Raw genomic sequence first — 18,198 nt, 5'->3', positions numbered from 1 at the left:
CCTACGATGGCGCGCGTGACCAGTACCGCGTCGTCGTCCGGGGCGACTCCGACCAGCGCACCGACCGAGCAGGCCGCCAGCACGGAGCCGCAGCAGTCGTCGTGGCTGCGTGGGCTGCGCAGGTACGGATACCGGGCGCCGGCGAGAGACGGTGACGTGGGCACGCGCCTGGTGCCGCCGTTCCCGCCGCTCGGCGGGCGCCTGTGGGCGTCCTTCGGGCTGAGCCGGTTCACCGCCGCGCAGGCCGAGCGGATCGTCGGCTGGGCGGGCCCGCTGCTCGTCACGCTCGTCGCGGGCCTCGCCAGGTTCTGGAACCTGGGCAGCCCGAAGGCCGTGATATTCGACGAGACGTACTACGCGAAGGACGCGTGGGCGCTCGTCCACCGCGGCTTCGAGGTGAACTGGCCCAAGGACGCGAACGACAAGATCCTGGCCACGGGCGGAGACGTACCGATCCCGCACGACGCCTCGTACGTCGTGCATCCACCGGTGGGCAAGTACGTCATCGGCATCGGTGAGTGGCTTTTCGGCTTCAACCCGTTCGGCTGGCGGTTCATGACGGCGGTCCTCGGCACGCTGTGCGTGCTCATGGTCTGCCGGATCGGGCGGCGCATCTTCCGCTCCACGTTCCTCGGCTGCCTGGCGGGCGCGCTGCTCGCCGTCGACGGTCTCGCGTTCGTGATGAGCCGCACCGCGCTGCTCGACTCGGTGCTGGTCTTCTTCGTGGTGGCGGCGTTCGGCTGTCTGGTCCTCGACCGGGAGCGCACGCGCGGGCAGTTGGCCGCCGCGCTGCCGGTGGACGAGCGCGGGCTGCCGCACCCCGACGTCGAGGTCGCGGAAACGCTGCGCCTGGGCTGGCGTCCGTGGCGGCTGCTCGCCGGCCTGTGCCTGGGCCTCGGCGCGGCCACGAAGTGGAACGGCTTCATCTACCTCGCGGCCTTCGCCCTGATGTCGGTGCTGTGGGACGTGGGCTCGCGACGGGTGGCCGGGGCCGAGCGCCCGTACCGCGCGGTGCTGCGGCGGGACGTCGTCCCGGCGTTCGTCTCGACGGTCCCGGTGGCCGTCGCCACGTACCTGCTGTCCTGGCTGGGCTGGATCCTCTCCCCGTCCGACGGCAGCGGCGGCTACTTCCGCAACTGGGCGGCCACCGACGGCAGGGGCGGCAGCTGGACCTGGCTGCCGGACTGGGTGCGCAGCCTGTGGCACTACGAGCACGAGGTGTGGAACTTCAACACCACGCTCAGCTCGCCGCACACCTACCAGTCGAACCCGTGGAGCTGGATGGTCGACGGGCGCCCGGTCTCGTACTTCTACGAGTCGCCGAAGCCCGGCACGCAGGGCTGCCCCACCGACGCGACGGAGAAGTGCGCCCGCGAGGTCCTCGCCCTCGGCACGCCCCTGCTGTGGTGGGCGGCCTGCTTCGCGCTCCTGTTCGTGCTGTGGCGCTGGTTCTTCCGCCGCGACTGGCGGGCGGGCGCGATCCTGTGCGGCATCGCGGCGGGCTACCTCCCCTGGTTCCAGTACCAGGAGCGGACGATCTTCTACTTCTACGCGGTCGTCTTCGCCCCGTTCGTCTGCCTGGCCCTGGCGATGATGCTCGGCGCGATCATCGGCAAACCGGGCTCCGCGGAGCGCCGCCGGGTGATCGGCGCGGCGGGCGCGGGCGCCCTGGTCCTGCTGATCGCCTGGAACTTCATCTACTTCTGGCCGATCTACACGGGCACCGCGATCCCGGTCGACTCGTGGCGTTCGCGGATGTGGTTGGACACCTGGGTGTGAGTCGGTTTCGGTCAGCTTTGTGATCTCAATCCGGACACCTTCGGACATCATCTACGGAACACGCGCCTCTCGGCCCCCTCGTCGTGCTTACAGTCCCTCCCGTCAACCCGGGGAGGGGAGCGCGTCATGCGCAAGGGGGTCAAGATCGCCGTCGTCGGCGGGGTGTTCACCGTCATGGTGGGCGGCGCGGGGTACGGGGCGTACAACCTCGTGACCGCGGTCACGGGCGGGAACACCGTGTCGTCGCAGGGGTCGGAGTACAAGTCGGGGCCGCCGTCCGGCGACGAGGTGAAGGAGACGTCGCAGGAGTTCCTCGCGGCGTGGGCGAAGAACGACTCCGCGGCGGCCGCGCGGCTCACGGACTACGCCGACAACGCGATGCGCGTCCTCGAGGACTGGCACGGCAAGGCGCACGTCACGCACACCGAGGTCACGCCGACGAAGGCGACGGGGCCGAAGGTCTCGTTCCACGTCAAGGCCACCGTCACGTACGGCAAGAAGACGAGGACCATGTCGTACGACTCCTCGCTCACCGTCGTGCGCGGGCAGACCACCGGGCGGGCGCTGGTCGACTGGTCGCCCGCCGTGCTGCACCCGGCGATGGGCAAGGGCGACACCCTCGTCACCGGGGAGGCGAAGGCGCCGCCCATCGAGGCCGTAGACCGGCACGGCGCCGTACTGACCAAGGACAAGTACCCCTCGCTCGGCCCGGTCCTGGACCAGCTGCGCGCCAAGTACGGGGACTCCGCCGGGGGTTCGCCCGGCGTCGAGACGTACGTGGAGCACACCGACGCGAACGGGGAGCCGACCACCGCGAAGACGCTCCTCACCCTCACCAAGGGCAAGGCCGGCCAGTTGCGCACGACGCTCAGCGCGACCGCACAGGCGGCGGCGGAGCAGGCGGTGCGCAAGTACCCGGAGTCGTCGGTGGTGGCGGTCAAGGCGTCCACCGGCGAGGTGCTCGCGGTCGCCAACGAGGCGAAGGGCGAGTTCAACGCCGCGTTGCAGGGCGGCAGCGCGCCCGGCTCGGTGATGAAGATCGTCACCGCGGCGGCGCTGATCGACAACCGGGTCACCTCGGCAAACGGCTCGGCGCCCTGCCCCGATACGGCGGTCGCGCTCAGCCAGACCTTCCACAACCTCAAGGGCCTGCGGCCCAACGAGAACGCGACGCTGGCCGACAGCTTCGCCCGGTCCTGCAACACCGCCTTCATCAAGCTCTCCGACGACCTGGGCCCGGCCCGCTTCGCCGCCGAGGCGGAGGACCGGTTCGGGCTCGGCAAGGACTGGCAGACGGGGGTCGTCTCCCGCGACGGTTCGGTGGAGATGCCCGGCAACTCCGACGACGCCTCCGCGCTGATCGGCCACGGCCAGGTCAAGATGAACCCGCTGAACATGGCGTCGGTCACGGCGACCGCCATCACCGGCACCTTCCACCAGCCGGTTCTCGTCTCCCGGAAGATCGACGACCACCCGCTCGCCGAGGCGAAGGGTCTCAAGCCCGGCACCTCGGCCCAACTGCGGCAGATGATGCGGCTGACCGCGACCAGCGGCACCGCCGCCACGGCCATGGCGGGCGTCCCCGGCGACAAGGGCGCGAAGACGGGCTCCGCCGACGTCGACGGCCAGGGCAACGCCAACTCCTGGTTCGCGGGCTACCGCGACGACGTCACGGCCGCGGCGACGGTCCCCCGCGGTGGCCACGGCGGCGACGCGGCCGGTCCCCTCGTCGCGGCGGTCCTACGGGCCGGAGCGTAAATCCCCTACGAATCCGTGCGCCTGGCGGTGAACCCTCGCACCGCCGGGCCCTACCACGTCGTTCAGTCCTACGCACAGTGCGTTCAGGGCCACCCCGTACCCTGGGCCAACCGTAGATCTCCGGAGGACTCAGGTGGGCAGCAGAGGCAAGCGTCGTGATGAGACGCGACGCAATACGAACGCCCTGGTGATCGGTGGCGTCGCCGCCGTCGCCGTCATCGGGGCAGGCGTCGGCGCGTACGCGCTGATCGGTGGCGGCGAACGGGCCGGCAGCACCTCGGCCGCTTCGGACGACAAGCCGGAGATCCCCAAGGGCCCGCCGACGGCCAAGGAGGTACGGGCCGCGGCCGACGGGTTCCTCACCGCCTGGCAGCACGGCGACACCGCGAAGGCGGCCGCGTACACGAACGACGCGGCGGCCGCGAAGAAGGCGCTCGCAGACGTCACCAAGGACGCCCACCTGACCGACGTCAAGCTCGCGCCCGGCACCCGCGAGGGCGCCAAGGTCCCCTTCCACGTCACGTCCACCGTCACGTACAAGGAGGGCAGCGGTTCGGACTCCGAGCTGAGCAAGCCCTTCGCGTACGACTCCGCGCTGACCGCCGAGCGCCGCAAGAGCGACGGCAAGGTCCTCGTCGACTGGCAGCCCTCGGTCGTGCACCCGGACCTCAAGGAGGGCGACCACCTGGAGACCGGCGAGGCCGGCGATCCTCCGGTGAAGGCCGTGGACCGGGCCGGGAACGAACTGGACGCGAAGAAGTACCCCTCGATCGGCACCATCGTCGACGGACTGCGCGAGAAGTACGGGAAGAAGGCGGGCGGCACCGCCGGCGTCGAACTGCGCGTCGTGCGCAAGCAGCCGGAGAAGAAGTCCGACGACAAGAACGCGCTGCCCGACAAGACGCTGCTCACCCTCTCCAAGGGCACGCCGGGCACCGTGAAGACGACCCTCGACCCGGCGCTCCAGGCCACCGCCGAGGCCCAGGTGAAGTCGCGCAAGAAGGCCTCGGTCGTGCTCGTGAAGCCGTCGACCGGCGAGATCCTGGCGGTGGCGAACTCCAGCCCCGGATTCAACACCGCGTTCCAGGGCTCGCTCGCGCCCGGCTCCACGATGAAGGTCATCACGGCGTCGATGCTCCTCGACAAGAACCTCGCGGACGTCGACAAAAAGCACCCGTGCCCGAAGTACTTCACGTACGGGCACTGGAAGTTCCAGAACGACGACAAGTTCCAGATCAAGAACGGCACGTTCAAGTCGAGCTTCGCCGCGTCCTGCAACACGGCCTTCATCAGCCAGGCCCCCAAGCTCGACGACGACTCGCTGACCAAGCAGGCGCAAGCGGTCTTCGGCCTCGGCATGAACAACTGGTCGATCGGGGTGCCGAGCTTCGACGGCGCGGTGCCGGTGCAGTCGGACGCGCAGATGGCGGCCTCGCTGATCGGGCAGGGCGGGGTGCGGATGAACCCGCTGAACATGGCCTCGGTCGCGGCGACCGTGAAGGCGGGCGCCTTCCACCAGCCGTACCTGGTCTCGCCCGACTTCGACGACCGGACGCTGGCGAAGGCCTCGAAGCCGATCTCCGCCTCGACGGCCGCGAAGCTGCGCGAGCTGATGCACTACACGGCGATCGCGGGGACGGCCGTGAAGCCGATGTCCGGGCTCGGCTCCGACATGGGCGCGAAGACCGGTTCGGCGGAGGTCGACGGGCAGAAGGACCCCAACGGCTGGTTCACGGCCTGGCGCGGCGACCTCGCGGCGGCGGCCGTCGTGCAGCAGGGCGGGCACGGCGGCGACTCCGCCGGTCCCGTCGTCCGCAAGATGCTGCTGGCGGGCGGCTGACCGAGGGCCGAAACGGGGTCGCATGCCCTGTACACGTAGGGCTAGCGTGCGGTCCATGACGACAGCGGAAAACAGCAGCACGGCAGCGCACCCCCGGTTCGCCGAGGCCGTCACCGCCATGGGCCTCGCCGACCTCCTGCCGCGCGTGCGGCGCTTCCCGGAGGCGACCCGCACCGCGCAGGAGGCGGCCGAGGCGATCGGCTGCGAACTGAGCCAGATCTGCAAGTCGTTGATCTTCGCGGCGGACGGCGTGCCGGTGCTCGTCCTCATGGACGGCTCCTCCCGCGTCGACCTGGATCTCGTACGCGACGAGCTGGGCGCCGAGAAGGTCACGCGCGCGAAGGCGGACGTGGTGCGGGAGTTCACCGGCTACGCGATCGGCGGCGTCCCGCCCTTCGGCCACGCGAACAAGACCCGCGTCCTCGCCGACCGTTCGCTGCTGAACCACGACACGGTGTGGGCGGCGGCCGGCAGCCCCTACGCCGTCTTCCCCATGGAGCCGAAGGAGTTGATCACGCACGCGGGCGCGATGCTCGTGGACGTGCGCGCATGACGCCGATCGTCGCCGCGGCGGTGCTGTTGGCGGCGGTGACCCACGCCTCGTGGAACGCCCTGGCCCACCACATCACGGACAAGCTGGTCGGCTTCACCCTCATATCGGGCGGCGGGACGCTGATCGGGCTGGCGCTGGCGGTGTTCGCGCCGATACCGGCGGCGGGCGCCTGGCCGTATCTGATCGTCTCGGCGATCCTGCACGTCGCCTACTACGCGCTCCTGATGACGTCGTTCAAGTTGGGCGACTTCGGGCAGGCCTATCCGATCGCGCGCGGCACGGCGCCACTGGTGGTGACGGTGCTGGCGGCGGTCTTCGCGGGAGAGGTGCCGGGCGGCTGGCAGGCGGCGGGGGTCGCCGTCTCCAGCGCGGGCCTGACGGGCCTGGCGCTGTGGGGTCTACGGGGCTCGGGGCGCAGGCCGGACTGGCGGGCACTCGGCGCCGCGCTGGCCACGGGTGTGGCGATCGCGTCGTACACGGTGGTGGACGGCCTGGGCGTCCGCGCCTCGGGCTCCTCGCTCGGGTACATCGCGTGGCTGATGGTCCTTGAGGGCATCGCGGTGCCGGTGTACGCGGCGTACCGCTGGCGCGGCGAACTGGTGCAGCGCCTGCGCCCGTTCGCCTGGCGGGGCCTGCTGGGCGCGGCACTCTCCGTGGCCGCGTACGGCCTGGTCCTGTGGGCCCAGACGCGAGCCGACCTGGCCCCGATCTCGGCACTCCGCGAGTCGTCGATCATCGTGGGGGCGGCGATCGGAGCCCTCTTCTTCAAGGAACGCTTCGGCGCACCGAGGCTGGTGGCGGCGGGTGTGGTGGTCGCGGGCATCGGCTTGATGCTGCACGCCGGTTGACGCCGGTCCGTGGTCGCGGTCCGGGGCGCCCACCGGGACATCCCTGATACGCCCCTCAGGGTGCCGTGCGGGTCCAACCAGGGTGCGGCCAGGTCGAGTTGGGGTCCACCGGCGGCCAGGATCGTCGCATGACCTCTTCTGGCAGAGACTTCCTTCTCGCACCCCTCCTCTTCGGCGCGTACGGGGTGTTCCGGATCTTCGACGGGTTCGACGGCGAGCGCGGGCCCGGGTTCGCGTGGACGGCCGGGCATCTGTGCTTCCTCGCCGGACTCGTCTTCTTCGTGCGGGGGTTCGCCACGATGCGGGCCCTCGCGGGGCGGCGGGACCGGTGGGCCGGGGCGGGCCGGGTCCTCGCCGTGGTGGGGGCTGCGGCCCTGACCGTGCAGTTCGGCGTGGACATCGTGACGGGTCTGATGGCCGACGACCACGCGGAGATGGCCCGGCTCTCCGACGACTTCGGCTCGCTGCCCGGCGTGGAGATCGCCTTCTACGCGGTCGGCCCGATGCTGTTCTTCGTCGGCATGGTCGTCCTGGCCCTGCGCCTGTACGCGCTGCGCAAGCTGCCGCTGTGGTCCCCGTGCCTGGTCTTCGTGACCGCGCTGATGCCGTTCGCGACCAACGATCTGATCCCGGTGGCGGCCGTGCTCCTGCTGATCGGCTACGCGCCGCTGTGGCGCCCGGCCAGCGACTCCCGCACCGCCTTCACCAACGCCTGAGCCCGCGGGTCCGCCGTGACGCCCTTCTGCATGCCGTTCGTCACGTAGCCGAACGCGATGCCGGACTCCGGGTCGGCGAAGCCCAGGGCGCCGCCGCGGCCGGGGTGGCCGAAGGAGGTCGGTGTCAGCAGGGGGGACGCGATGCCGTGGAGCATGTAACCGAGGCCGAAGCGAGAGGGCGATATGAGGGTGCGGTCGGGGCCCGCGGAGTGTTCCGTGCGGGCACGTTCCATCGTCTCCGGCGTGAACAGGCGCACGCCACCGTCGACTTCGCCGATCAGCGAGGCGTAGAAGCGGGCGAGTCCCTCGGCGGTGCCGAAGCCGTTGGAACCGGGGAGTTGGGCCGCGCGGTACGCCGGGTCGTTCTCGTCCGGCGCCGGGCTGATCGTGCCGAAGGCGCGGTTGGTGAGCGAGTCCGGGTTGTCGTACGCCTCGACGATGGCGCGCTTGGGGCGTGAGCGCAGTCCGCCTGCGGTGGCCGGGGGTTCGACGGGGCCGACGCGGCCCGCGCGGTGGGCCTGCGCGGCCGGGAGGCCGATCCAAATGTCGGCGCCCGCGGGTGCGGCCATCTGCTCGGCGACGTACTCGCCGATGGTCCGGCCCGTGATCCGGCGCACCAGCTCGGCCGTGAGCCAGCTGTACGTCTGCGCGTGGTAGCCGTGGTCGGTGCCGGGCGCCCAGAACGGTTCCTGTGCGGCGACGGCGGCAGCGGCGAGGTCCTGGTCGACGGCCTCCGCGGGGGTGAGGGGGCGGTCGAGGGCGGGGACGCCGGCGCGGTGCGCGAGCACGTCGCGGACGCGGGCGTCCTCCTTGCCGTGCGCCTTGAACTCGGGCCAGTACGAGCCGACGGGCGCGTCGAGGTCGAGCTCGCCGCGCTGGTGGAGCAGGAGGAGCGCCGCCGCGGCGATCCCCTTGGTGCCGGAGCGGAGCAGTTGCGCGGTGCCGGGCTCCCAAGGCGCGCCCCCGTCGACGTCGCGGGTGCCCGCGTACAGGTCGACGATCCTGCGCCCGTCCCGGTACACGACGAGCGCGGCGCCGCGCTCACCGCGGGCCGCGAAGTTCTCACCGAAGGCGGCCGAGACGCCTTCGAATCCGGGGGCGACCGTGCCGTTCACTGCTGTGTCCACGGTGGATGCAACAGGTGCCGGTGCCGCCGCATTCCGATGATCGATCAAACGGTCTTCCCCGCCACCGACCTCGGGTCGAAGCCGAAGGGGAGCTCCAGGCGGTGCGCCGTCATCAGGTCCTCGTCGACGAGGAGGTCGACCGTCGCCCCGTCCGCCGCGATCGCGCCGCCGCTGAGGATCACCGCGCGGGGGCAGAGCTCCATCGCGTACGGCAGGTCGTGCGTGACCATGAGGACCGTCACGTCCAACGAGCGCAGGATGTCGGCGAGTTCGCGGCGGGACGCGGGGTCGAGGTTGGAGGACGGCTCGTCCAGGACGAGGATCTCCGGCTCCATGGCGAGGACCGTGGCGACCGCGACGCGGCGGCGCTGGCCGAAGGAGAGGTGGTGCGGCGGGCGGTCCGCGAACTCCTCCATGCCGACCAGGGCGAGGGCCTTCAGCACTCGCGCCTCCAGCTCGGCGCCCTTCATCCCGGCCGCCGCCGGGCCGAACGCGACGTCCTCGCGGACCGTCGGCATGAACAGCTGGTCGTCCGGGTCCTGGAAGACGATGCCGACCTTGCGGCGGATCTCCGCCATGTTGCGCTTGTCGACGGGCAGGCCGGCGACCGTCACGGTCCCCGCGCCGCCGGTCAGGATGCCGTTGAGGTGCAGGACGAGGGTCGTCTTGCCCGCGCCGTTCGGCCCGAGCAGCGCGACCCGCTCGCCCTTGGAGATGGTGAGGTCCACGCCGAAGAGGGCCTGGTGCCCGTCGGGGTAGGCGAACGCGAGTCCGGAGACGTCGAGGGAAGCGGGCACGGCGGGGTCCGGCTCAGAAGAAGCAGTCACAGCATCCATCCCATCAGGCACACCACGAGCGCCGCACACGGCAGGGTCAGCGCGTACGACCACTGGACGCGGCTCGCCGCCAGGTCGTCGATCACCGGCATCGCCCCCGCGTAGCCACGGCTGACCATGGCGAGGTGCACCCGCTCCCCGCGCTCGTAGGAGCGGATGAACAGCGCGCCCGCCGACTTGGCGAGCACGCCCCAGTGCCGTACGCCCTTCGCCTCGAAGCCGCGCGACTCCCGGGCGATCTTCATGCGGCGCATCTCGTCGGTGATGACGTCGCCGTAGCGGATCATGAACGAGGCGATCTGGACGAGGAGCGGCGGCAGCTTCAGGCGTTGCAGGCCGAGGATCAGTTCGCGCAGTTCGGTGGTCGAGGCGAGCAGGACCGCGGCGGCGACACCGAGGGTGCCCTTGGCCAGCACGTTCCAGGCGCCCCACAGTCCGCTCTCGCTCAGCGACATCCCGAGGACCTGCACCCGCTCGCCCTCGGCCACGAACGGCATGAGGACCGCGAAGGCCACGAACGGGACCTCGATCAGGAGCCGCTTCAGCAGGAAGCCGGCGGGGACCCGCGCCGCGTACGCCACCGCCGCGAGCAGCACCGCGTACAGGCCGAAGGCCCACATCGCCTCGCGCGGGGTGGAGACGACCACGATCACGAAGCAGAAGACGGCGGCGAGCTTGGTGTGCGGCGGCAGCGCGTGCACGGGCGAGGCCCCGGCGCGGTAGAGGCGGTGGGCGTGACCGGCGCCCATGTCAGGCGGTCGTCTTCTCTGCGGTGACCTCGGTGGAGGCCGCGTCGCTCGTGCGGCGCCTGCGCAGCGCCCAGAAGATCCCGGTCCCGGCGACGACGGTGACGCCGACGCCGATGATCCCGGCGAGGCCGCCGGAGATGCGGGCGTCGGTGATGTCCTTCACGCCGTAGTCGGCGAGCGGCGAGTCGGAGGAGGCGTGCTCCTTCGTCTTCTTGTCGATGCCCTTGTCGTGGGCGACCTTCTCCAGGCCGTCGGGGTTGGCCGAGGCGTAGAAGGAGACGAAGCCGGCGAGGACGACGGAGGCGGCCAGGCCGATGATCCACACCTTGCGGTGCGAGCGGGCCGCCGCCACCGGAGCCGCTACAGGCGCGTCGACCAGCTCCCCGTTCACCTTCAGCTTCAGCGGCTGGTGCAGTCCGCGGGCCCCGTACACGAGGTCGGGCCGGACGGCGACGACCGCGCCGACGGTGAGCGCGGTGATCACGGCCTCGCCGATGCCGATGAGGACGTGCACGCCGACCATCGCGGTGGCGACCTTGGCCGTGGAGACGTCGGTCGTCCCCCCGATGGCGTAGATCAGGGTGAAGACGACGGCGGCGGCCGGGACGGAGAGCAGCGCCGCGACGAAGGACGCCACGGTGATCGAGCGGCGGGTGCGCGGGAGCAGCTTCACGAGGCCGCGGAAGACGAGGTAGGCGACGACGGTCGTGGTGATCGCCATGTCGGTGATGTTCACGCCGAGCGCGGTCAGGCCGCCGTCGGCGAAGAGCACGCCCTGCATGAGCAGCACCACGGAGACGCAGAGGACCCCTGTGTAGGGGCCCACGAGTATCGCCGCCAGCGCACCGCCCAACAGATGTCCGCTGGTGCCCGCCGCGACGGGGAAGTTGAGCATCTGGACGGCGAAGATGAACGCCGCGACAAGACCGGCGAGCGGCGCGGCCCGCTCGGAGCCCAGCTCTCGGCGGGCGCCGCGCAGGCTGACGGCGACGGCGCCCGCGGCGACGACACCCGCGGCGGCCGACACGGGGGCGTTGATGAATCCGTCAGGGACATGCATGGCAGGAACTCCGCTCGGAGTCGGCGCTCGGTGAACCGTTCGATGATAGTGGTTTGTTGCGAACGCCTTGCAACAACGTCTCAACTCCAAGTGGACCCGGTCATCCCTGGTCGACACAGCCCCTCATATGCGACATTTAAGGGCATGACGGTTGTCGAGCAGTACGTAGAGCAGTACGCCCGGGCCCGAGTCGTCACCGACTCCCCCGAGGCGCACCGGGCTGTCCCCGTCGTGCTGCGCCACGAGGGCGGCACCGTCCATGTCGCGCTGCCCGGCTCCGGCGAGTGGGGCTCCTTCCCCCGTGAGCTGCTCGAACGCGGACTGCGCGCCCCGGCCACCGGCGGCCCCGTCCGGATCTGGCCGTGCGGGCGCGTGCAGACGGTCATCGAGTTCCACGCGCCCCACAAGCCGAGCGGGGTGACGGTCGTGCAGTTCGACTCGAAAGCGCTGATCCGCTTCCTTCGCCGCACCCACACGACCGTCACCCCGGGCAGGGCCCCTCAGGGCGTCACGCGCTGACGAGCTCGCGGTCCTCCTCGGGACGCTGATCGCCGTCGGCGGTCCGCAGGCCCTCGCCCTCCACGTCCACGTTGGGCAGCACCTTCGCCAGCCACTTCGGCAGCCACCAGGCCTTCTTGCCGAGCAGCGCGAGCACGGCGGGCACCAGCGTCATACGGACGACGAACGCGTCGAAGAAGACCGCGATGGCGAGGCCGAAGCCGATCATCTTCACCATCTGCTCCGAGCTTCCGATGAAGCCCGCGAACACCGCGATCATGATGACCGCCGCGGCCGAGACCACCCGCGCCCCGTGCTTGAACCCGGTGACGACGGCCTGCGCGGGCCGCTCCCCGTGCACGTACGCCTCCCGCATCCGGGTCACGAGGAACACCTCGTAGTCCATCGCGAGGCCGAAGACCACGCCGACCATGAAGATCGGCATCATCGACATGACCGGGCCGGTCTGCTCGACGCCGAACAGCGAGCCGAGCCAGCCCCACTGGAAGACGGCGACGACGGCGCCGAGCGCGGCGAGCACCGACAGCAGGAAGCCGAGGGCCGCCTTCAGCGGGACCAGGATCGAGCGGAAGACCACCATCAGGAGCAGGAACGCGAGGCCGACGACGAGCGCCAGGTAGGGGATCAGCGCGTCGTTGAGCTTCTGCGACACGTCGATGTTCATGGCCGTGGAGCCGGTGACGCTCAGCTCGGCCCCGGTGTCCGCCTTGATGTCCTTGCCCGCGTCGCGGATGTCGTGCACGACGTTCTCGGTGTCGACCGAGGACGGCTTGTACTGGGAGACGACGCTGATCACGGCGGTGTCGCCGGACTTGTTGAACGTCGGCGGGGTGACCGCCGCGACGCCGTCCGTGCCCTTGATCTCCCGGACGACCTCGGAGACGGCGGCCTTCGGGTCGTCCGAGCCCTTGGCGTCGACGACCGTCATGAGCGGACCGTTGAAGCCCGGCCCGAAGCCCTCGGAGAGCAGGTCGTACGCCTTGCGCTGGGTGGTGCTGGTGGGCTGCGAGCCGTCGTCGGGCAGGCCCAGTTCGAGCGAGGCGACCGGGACGGCCGCGGCGCCGAGGCCGAGGATGCCCACGATCAGGACGGTGACCGGGCGGCGCAGCACGAAGCGGGCCCAGCGGGTGCCCATGTTGGCCTTGGGCTCCTGCTCCTCACTGAGGTTCTTGCGGGCCTTGCGGCCGTGCACCCGCTTGCCGACGTAGCCGAGCAGCGCCGGGATCAGGGTGAGCGCGATGAGCACCGCGATGGCGACGGTGCCCGCGGCGGCGACACCCATCTTGGTGAGCATCGGGATGTTGACGACGGCAAGGCCGACGAGGGCGATGACGACGGTCAGGCCCGCGAAGACGACGGCCGAGCCCGCGGTGCCGACGGCCCGCCCCGCGGCCTCCTCCCGCTCCCGGCCCTCGGCCAGTTCGGCCCGGTACCGGGACACGATGAACAGCGCGTAGTCGATGCCGACCGCGAGGCCGATCATCATCGCCAGGGTGGAGGTGGTGCTGCCCAGGTCGAGCACGTTGGCCAGCGCCGTGATGGTGGAGACGCCGATGCCGACGCCGATCAGCGCGGTCAGCAGCGGAAGCCCCGCCGCGATCAGCGAGCCGAACGTGATCACCAGGACCACGGCCGCGATCGCGATGCCGATGACCTCGGTGGCACCGGTCTCCGGCATGGCCTGGAGCGCGTCACCGCCGACCTCGACGGTCAGACCGGTCTCCTTGGCCTGGTCGATGACCTCCTGCAGCGCGTCCCGGTCGGCGTCGGTCAGCTCCATCGAGGAGACCTTGTACGAGGCCGAGGCGTAGGCGATCGTGCCGTCCTTGCTCAGCGTCTTGGCGACGAACGGGTCCGCGACGGAGGCGACCTGCTTCGAGCTGGACTTGATGGAGGCGACGGTGTCCTGGATGTCGGCCCTGTTGCCGGCGTCCGTGAGCTTCTCCCCCTTCGGCGCCTCGAAGACGACACGGGCGGTGGCCCCGTCGGCGGCGGATCCAGGGAAGCGCTGGTCGAGCAGGTCGAAGGCCTTCTGGGCCTCCGTGCCGGGTATGGAGAAGGAGCTGGAGGCCGCGGTCGGCGCGGAGGCCGCGCCCACGCCCGCGAGCGTGAGCAGGGCCACCCAGATCAGGGCGACGAAGTGCCGTCGGCGAAAGGCTAGCTTGCCGAGCTTGTAGAGAAATGTGGCCACGGAGGCGTACTCCCGGTCAGTCGTGGGTCCAACAGGACGGCGGGGCAGGGGTCATCGGCCCGACGACATGAGCGGTTGTGCGTCAGGTGGAACAGCGGGGAAGGGTCAGGCGCTGAGGGCGGGGATGACCACAGCGTCGATGTACGAAACGAGGTATTCCTGCGTGGGGGGCTGCTCGTCGATGAGCGTGCGGGTGGCGAACGCGCCGATCAGCATGTGGATCAGATAGCCGAGCGCCGGGTTGTCGGCCCGGACCTCGCCCCTGTCCACCGCTCTGCGCACCATCCGCTCGACACCCGTCATCTCGGGCTCGACGATCCACTCCTTGAAGGCGGCGAGCAGATCCGGGTTGGCGTGCACGGCCACCATCAGGCCGCGCATCAGCGCGCTGTTCTGCTCCATGTGACAGTCGTCCTCGCGGTGCGCGATCGCGTGCAGATCGCCGCGCAGCGAGCCGGTGTCGACCTCGTCGAAGTGCGGCTTCTGGCTCCGCAGGGCCTTCACCACCAGCTCGGCCTTCCCGCCCCACTGACGGTAGAGCGTGGCCTTGCTGGACCGCGTGCGGGTGGCGACGGCGTCCATGGTCAGGGCGTCGTAGCCGACCTCGCGGAGAAGGTCGAGCACGGCGCCGTACAGCTCGGCCTCGCGCTCGGGCGTGATGCGGCTGCGGCGCGCCGTTGCCTCCGCGACCATGACACCCACCTGACCTCTCCGTATGCGTACGCCATAAAAGTACCCTGCCCGCTAACGAAACGAAACGGTTTCGTACGTGCGCTGCGCCACACCTTCCCGGCGAGTCCCGGTTGCCGGAGCCCGCGTCGCGGAAAAGCATGAGGAGGTGACTGAGGTGACTGAGGAATCCGACGCCGCAGACGGCCGGGCGTACCTGCGCTTCCCGCACATCAGCGGCGAGAGACTGTGCTTCGCCGCCGAGGACGACCTGTGGGTGGCACCGCTCGACGGCTCGGCGCGCGCCTGGCGGGTCACCGTCGACCGCACCAAGGTCAGCCACCCGCGCTTCTCCCCCGACGGCCGCCACCTCGCGTACACGACGTGGCGCAGCCTCGACCCGGAGATCTACGTGGCGCCGGTCGACGGCGGCTCCGCGCGCCGCCTCACGTACTGGGGCAGCGTCGACACCCAGGTGCGCGGCTGGTCGCCCCCCGACAAGGACGGGAAGGCCGACATCCTCGCGGTCGCCTCGCACGGCGAGCCCTTCTCGTACTTCACCTTCGCCTACAGCGTCCCCACCGACGGCTCCCCCGGCGGCAAGCTGCCCTGGGGCCCGGTCTCCGACATCCAGGTCGCCGACATCGACGGCGAGCGGCGGACGCTGCTCCTGACCGGTACGCCGCCGCACGAGCCGGCCGCCTGGAAGCGCTACCGGGGCGGCGCGCAGGGCCGCCTGTGGGTGCACGGGCAGCGGATCCTCGACGACCTCGACGGGCATCTGGACGACCCGATGTTCGTGGACGGCCGCATCGCGTTCCTCTCCGACCACGAGGGCATCGGCAACGTCTACTCGTGCCGCCCCGACGGCACCGACCTGCGCCGCCACACCGACCACGACGCCTTCTACGCCCGGCACGCCTCCACCGACGGCAGCCGCGTCGTCTACCAGTGCGCGGGCGAGCTGTGGATCCTCGACGACCTCGACCCGGACTCGGTGCCGCGCAGGCTGCGGGTCCGGCTCGGCGGGCCGCGCGCGGGGCGGCGCAGCTACCAGGTGCCCGCCGCCCTCCACGTCGACTCGCTGTCCGTCGACGAGACGGGCCGGGCCAGCGCCGTCGTCGTCCGCGGCAGCCTGTACTGGCTCACGCACCGCGACGGCCCCGCCCGCACCATCGCCGACACCCCCGGCGTACGCGTGCGCCTGCCCGAGATGCTGGGCTCCGGCGGGCAGGTCGCCTACGTCACCGACGCCGACGGCGAGGACGCCGTGGAGATCGCGTATCTGCCGCGGGCCAGCGGCGACCGGCCGCCCCGCCGGTTCGCCTCCGGCCGGTTGGGCCGCGTACAGGAACTGGTCTCGGACCCGGACGGGGAGCGGCTGGCGATCGCCTCGAACGACGGGCGGCTGCTGCTGATCGACGTGGCCGAGGAGGGCGGCGAGGCGCCGCTGGAGGAACCGGCCGTCACCGAACTGATCCGCTCCACGAACGGCCCCGTCCGCGATCTCGCCTTCTCCCCCGACGGCGCCTGGCTGACCTGGTCGCACCCCGGCATCGGCCGCTCCCTGCGGCAGATCAAGATGGCCCGGATCAACAGGGGCGGCGGCTCCACCGCGCTCGGCGCGGCCAAGGCCGAGACCGCGACGGTCGTCGACGTCACCAACGGCCGCTTCGAGGACGAGAACCCGGTGTTCACGCGGGACGGCCGCTATCTCGCCTTCCTCTCCTGGCGCGGCTTCGACCCGGTCTACGACGTGCACACGGGCGACCTGTCGTTCCCGCTGGGCTGCCGCCCCTACCTCGTGCCGCTGTCGTCGGCGACGCCGTCCCCGTTCGCGCTCTCCCCCGACGGGCGGACCGCGGCGGGCGGCCTCGACCCGGTCGAGGACACGGGCGGCGACGGCACACCGACCGTGGAGATCGAGGGGCTCGCCAACCGCGTCGTGCCGTTCCCCGTCTCGGCGTCCAAGTACTCGGCGCTGCACCCGGTGTCCGGCGGCGGCCTCGTCTGGCTGCGCTGGCCGATCTCCGGCGCGCTCGGCGAGACCTTCGCCAACCCGGCCGACCCCTCGGCCCAGCCCACCCTCGAACACTTCGACCTGGTCAAGGGCAAGAAGTCCCAGCTCGTCGCCCACATGGACTGGTTCGCGGTCAGCGGCGACGGCTCCCGGCTGGTCGTCGTCGACGAGGGCGAGCTGGAGGCCGTGCCGTCCACCGAAGCCGGGGACAACGACACCACGGTCTGGATCGACCTGCGCCGCATCCTGCACGAGGTCGACCCGGGCGCCGAGTGGCGGCAGGCGTACGACGAGGCGGGCCGGATCATCCGCGCCTACTTCTGGGAACCGAAGATGTGCGGCATCGACTGGGACGCCGTGCTCGACCAGTACCGGCCGCTGGTCGAACGCGTCGCGTCCCCCGACGAGTTCGCGGATCTCCTCCGCGAGGTCCTCGGCGAACTGGGCACCTCGCACGCGTACGTCGCCGCCGCCCGCCGCAACGAGGGCCCACCCCACTTCCAGCGGGCCCAGGGCCTCCTCGGCGCCAACTTCGTCTGCCGCGAGGGCCGTTGGACGCTGCAACGGATCCTGCCCGGCGACTCCTCCGACTCCAAGGCCCGCTCCCCGCTCGCCGGCACCGGCATCCGCGACGGCGCCGTCCTCACCCACATCGACGGCCGCCCGGTCGACCCGGTCGCGGGCCCCTACCCGCTGCTCGCCGGGGCGGGCGGCACGACCGTCGAGCTGACCTTCACGCCCGCGGAGGGCGGCGGCCGGCCCCGCCGCGTCGCCGTCGTCCCGCTCGTCGACGAGCGCCCGCTGCGCTACCAGGACTGGGTGGCCAAACGCCGCGCCGTCGTCCGCGAGCTGAGCGGCGGCAAGTGCGGCTACCTGCACATCCCCGACATGGGCGGCTCCGGCTGGGCCCAGTTCAACCGCGATCTGCGCATGGAGGTCTCCCGGCCCGCGCTCATCGTCGACGTACGCGGCAACGCGGGCGGCCACATCAGCGAACTCGTCGTCGAGAAACTCACCCGGAAGATCATCGGCTGGGACCTGACCCGCAACGCCCAGGCCGTCTCGTACGCCTCGAACGCCCCGCGCGGCCCGGTCGTCGCCCTCGCCGACGAGGCCACCTCCTCCGACGGCGACATGATCGCGGCCGCCTTCAAGCTGCTCGCGCTCGGCCCGGTCGTCGGCCAGCGCACCTGGGGCGGCGTCGTCGGCATGACAGGACGGCACAAGCTCGGCGACGGCACGGTGATCACGGTGCCGATGAACGCGGCCTGGTTCCCCCAGTACGGCTGGTCCATCGAGAACCGCGGCGTGGAACCGGACATCGAGGCCCTGCGCACCCCCCTCGACTGGGCGGAGGGCCGCCACGCACAGCTCGACGACGCGGTGGAGCTGGCGCTGAACCTGCTGGCGGAACAGGGCGCGACGACACCGCCCGACTACTCCGACGTACCGGACAGGAGGCGGCCGAAGCTGCCACCGCGGTGACCGGGCCCTCCGCCGGACCAATGTCCTGCGGAGGGCTTACTCCTTCCC

14 protein-coding genes are annotated in these 18,198 nt (G+C 71.3%); 8 read left to right on the top strand and 6 right to left on the bottom strand.

Annotated elements, in window-relative coordinates; all coding sequences use genetic code 11:
• Nucleotides 1-15: 15 nt before the first annotated feature.
• From ACY34M_RS26005 to ACY34M_RS25980, 6 genes are all read left to right on the top strand, one after another.
• Nucleotides 16-1,779, top strand: a complete 1,764-nt coding sequence (locus ACY34M_RS26005) for a dolichyl-phosphate-mannose--protein mannosyltransferase (RefSeq protein ID WP_462720932.1) — start codon at nt 16-18, stop codon at nt 1,777-1,779.
• 126 nt (nt 1,780-1,905) lie between these two features.
• Entirely contained in the window at nt 1,906-3,537 is a 1,632-nt protein-coding gene (locus ACY34M_RS26000; protein WP_462720931.1) for a penicillin-binding transpeptidase domain-containing protein, read from the top strand.
• A gap of 187 nt (nt 3,538-3,724) precedes the next feature.
• Nucleotides 3,725-5,377, top strand: a complete 1,653-nt coding sequence (locus ACY34M_RS25995; RefSeq protein ID WP_462720930.1) for a penicillin-binding transpeptidase domain-containing protein — start codon at nt 3,725-3,727, stop codon at nt 5,375-5,377.
• Nucleotides 5,378-5,399: 22 nt separating this feature from the next.
• Nucleotides 5,400-5,930 (top strand): YbaK/EbsC family protein, encoded by a 531-nt coding sequence (locus ACY34M_RS25990; protein ID WP_462720929.1) that lies wholly within the window; start codon nt 5,400-5,402, stop codon nt 5,928-5,930.
• Nucleotides 5,927-6,778: an EamA family transporter gene (locus tag ACY34M_RS25985; RefSeq protein ID WP_462720928.1), complete on the top strand. Its 852-nt coding sequence runs from the start codon at nt 5,927-5,929 to the stop codon at nt 6,776-6,778. The genes ACY34M_RS25990 and ACY34M_RS25985 overlap by 4 nt, the downstream gene beginning before the upstream one ends.
• A gap of 128 nt (nt 6,779-6,906) precedes the next feature.
• A complete protein-coding gene (locus ACY34M_RS25980) occupies nt 6,907-7,494 on the top strand; it encodes a hypothetical protein (protein ID WP_462720927.1) in 588 nt (195 codons plus the stop codon).
• On the opposite strand, the gene ACY34M_RS25975 is transcribed toward ACY34M_RS25980, so the two are convergent.
• Genes ACY34M_RS25975 through ACY34M_RS25960 form a run of 4 tightly spaced genes read right to left on the bottom strand, consistent with a single transcriptional unit; the run spans nt 7,437 to nt 11,266 of the window.
• Nucleotides 7,437-8,621, bottom strand: a complete 1,185-nt coding sequence (locus tag ACY34M_RS25975) for a serine hydrolase domain-containing protein (protein ID WP_462720926.1) — start codon at nt 8,619-8,621, stop codon at nt 7,437-7,439. The two genes, ACY34M_RS25980 and ACY34M_RS25975, sit on opposite strands and share 58 nt — an antisense overlap.
• Before the next feature lie 44 nt (nt 8,622-8,665).
• Nucleotides 8,666-9,457: an energy-coupling factor ABC transporter ATP-binding protein gene (locus tag ACY34M_RS25970; protein WP_462720925.1), complete on the bottom strand. Its 792-nt coding sequence runs from the start codon at nt 9,455-9,457 to the stop codon at nt 8,666-8,668.
• Complete coding sequence (cbiQ, locus tag ACY34M_RS25965) at nt 9,445-10,206, bottom strand: cobalt ECF transporter T component CbiQ (protein WP_462720924.1); 762 nt, start codon at nt 10,204-10,206, stop codon at nt 9,445-9,447. The genes ACY34M_RS25970 and cbiQ overlap by 13 nt, the downstream gene beginning before the upstream one ends.
• Before the next feature lies 1 nt (nt 10,207).
• Nucleotides 10,208-11,266, bottom strand: a complete 1,059-nt coding sequence (locus ACY34M_RS25960) for an energy-coupling factor ABC transporter permease (RefSeq protein WP_462720923.1) — start codon at nt 11,264-11,266, stop codon at nt 10,208-10,210.
• 144 nt (nt 11,267-11,410) lie between these two features.
• Here ACY34M_RS25960 and ACY34M_RS25955 point away from each other — a divergent pair, with 144 nt between their 5' ends.
• Nucleotides 11,411-11,785 (top strand): SsgA family sporulation/cell division regulator, encoded by a 375-nt coding sequence (locus ACY34M_RS25955; protein ID WP_462720922.1) that lies wholly within the window; start codon nt 11,411-11,413, stop codon nt 11,783-11,785.
• On the opposite strand, the gene ACY34M_RS25950 is transcribed toward ACY34M_RS25955, so the two are convergent.
• Together ACY34M_RS25950 and ACY34M_RS25945 are read right to left on the bottom strand one after the other, a co-directional pair.
• Complete coding sequence (locus ACY34M_RS25950; protein WP_462720921.1) at nt 11,775-13,976, bottom strand: MMPL family transporter; 2,202 nt, start codon at nt 13,974-13,976, stop codon at nt 11,775-11,777. The two genes, ACY34M_RS25955 and ACY34M_RS25950, sit on opposite strands and share 11 nt — an antisense overlap.
• A gap of 105 nt (nt 13,977-14,081) precedes the next feature.
• Nucleotides 14,082-14,669: a TetR/AcrR family transcriptional regulator gene (locus ACY34M_RS25945; RefSeq protein WP_462720920.1), complete on the bottom strand. Its 588-nt coding sequence runs from the start codon at nt 14,667-14,669 to the stop codon at nt 14,082-14,084.
• Between the two features lie 154 nt (nt 14,670-14,823).
• Here ACY34M_RS25945 and ACY34M_RS25940 point away from each other — a divergent pair, with 154 nt between their 5' ends.
• Complete coding sequence (locus ACY34M_RS25940; RefSeq protein WP_462720919.1) at nt 14,824-18,150, top strand: S41 family peptidase; 3,327 nt, start codon at nt 14,824-14,826, stop codon at nt 18,148-18,150.
• Nucleotides 18,151-18,198 lie beyond the last annotated feature (48 nt).

It is taken from the genome of Streptomyces sp. EDA2-14 (genome assembly GCF_054963755.1).
This window is presented reverse-complemented; position numbering and strand designations above follow the sequence as displayed.

Bases quoted from the DNA above. Each gene is read 5' to 3' on its own strand.
- ACY34M_RS26000 (WP_462720931.1), top strand. From the start codon at position 1,906: ATGCGCAAGGGGGTCAAGATCGCCGTCGTCGGCGGGGTGTTCACCGTC.
- ACY34M_RS25990 (WP_462720929.1), top strand. From the start codon at position 5,400: ATGCCCTGTACACGTAGGGCTAGCGTGCGGTCCATGACGACAGCGGAA.
- ACY34M_RS25985 (WP_462720928.1), top strand. From the start codon at position 5,927: ATGACGCCGATCGTCGCCGCGGCGGTGCTGTTGGCGGCGGTGACCCAC.
- ACY34M_RS25980 (WP_462720927.1), top strand. From the start codon at position 6,907: ATGACCTCTTCTGGCAGAGACTTCCTTCTCGCACCCCTCCTCTTCGGC.
- ACY34M_RS25970 (WP_462720925.1), bottom strand. From the start codon at position 9,457: ATGGATGCTGTGACTGCTTCTTCTGAGCCGGACCCCGCCGTGCCCGCT.
- cbiQ (WP_462720924.1), bottom strand. From the start codon at position 10,206: ATGGGCGCCGGTCACGCCCACCGCCTCTACCGCGCCGGGGCCTCGCCC.
- ACY34M_RS25960 (WP_462720923.1), bottom strand. From the start codon at position 11,266: ATGCATGTCCCTGACGGATTCATCAACGCCCCCGTGTCGGCCGCCGCG.
- ACY34M_RS25955 (WP_462720922.1), top strand. From the start codon at position 11,411: ATGACGGTTGTCGAGCAGTACGTAGAGCAGTACGCCCGGGCCCGAGTC.
- ACY34M_RS25945 (WP_462720920.1), bottom strand. From the start codon at position 14,669: ATGGTCGCGGAGGCAACGGCGCGCCGCAGCCGCATCACGCCCGAGCGC.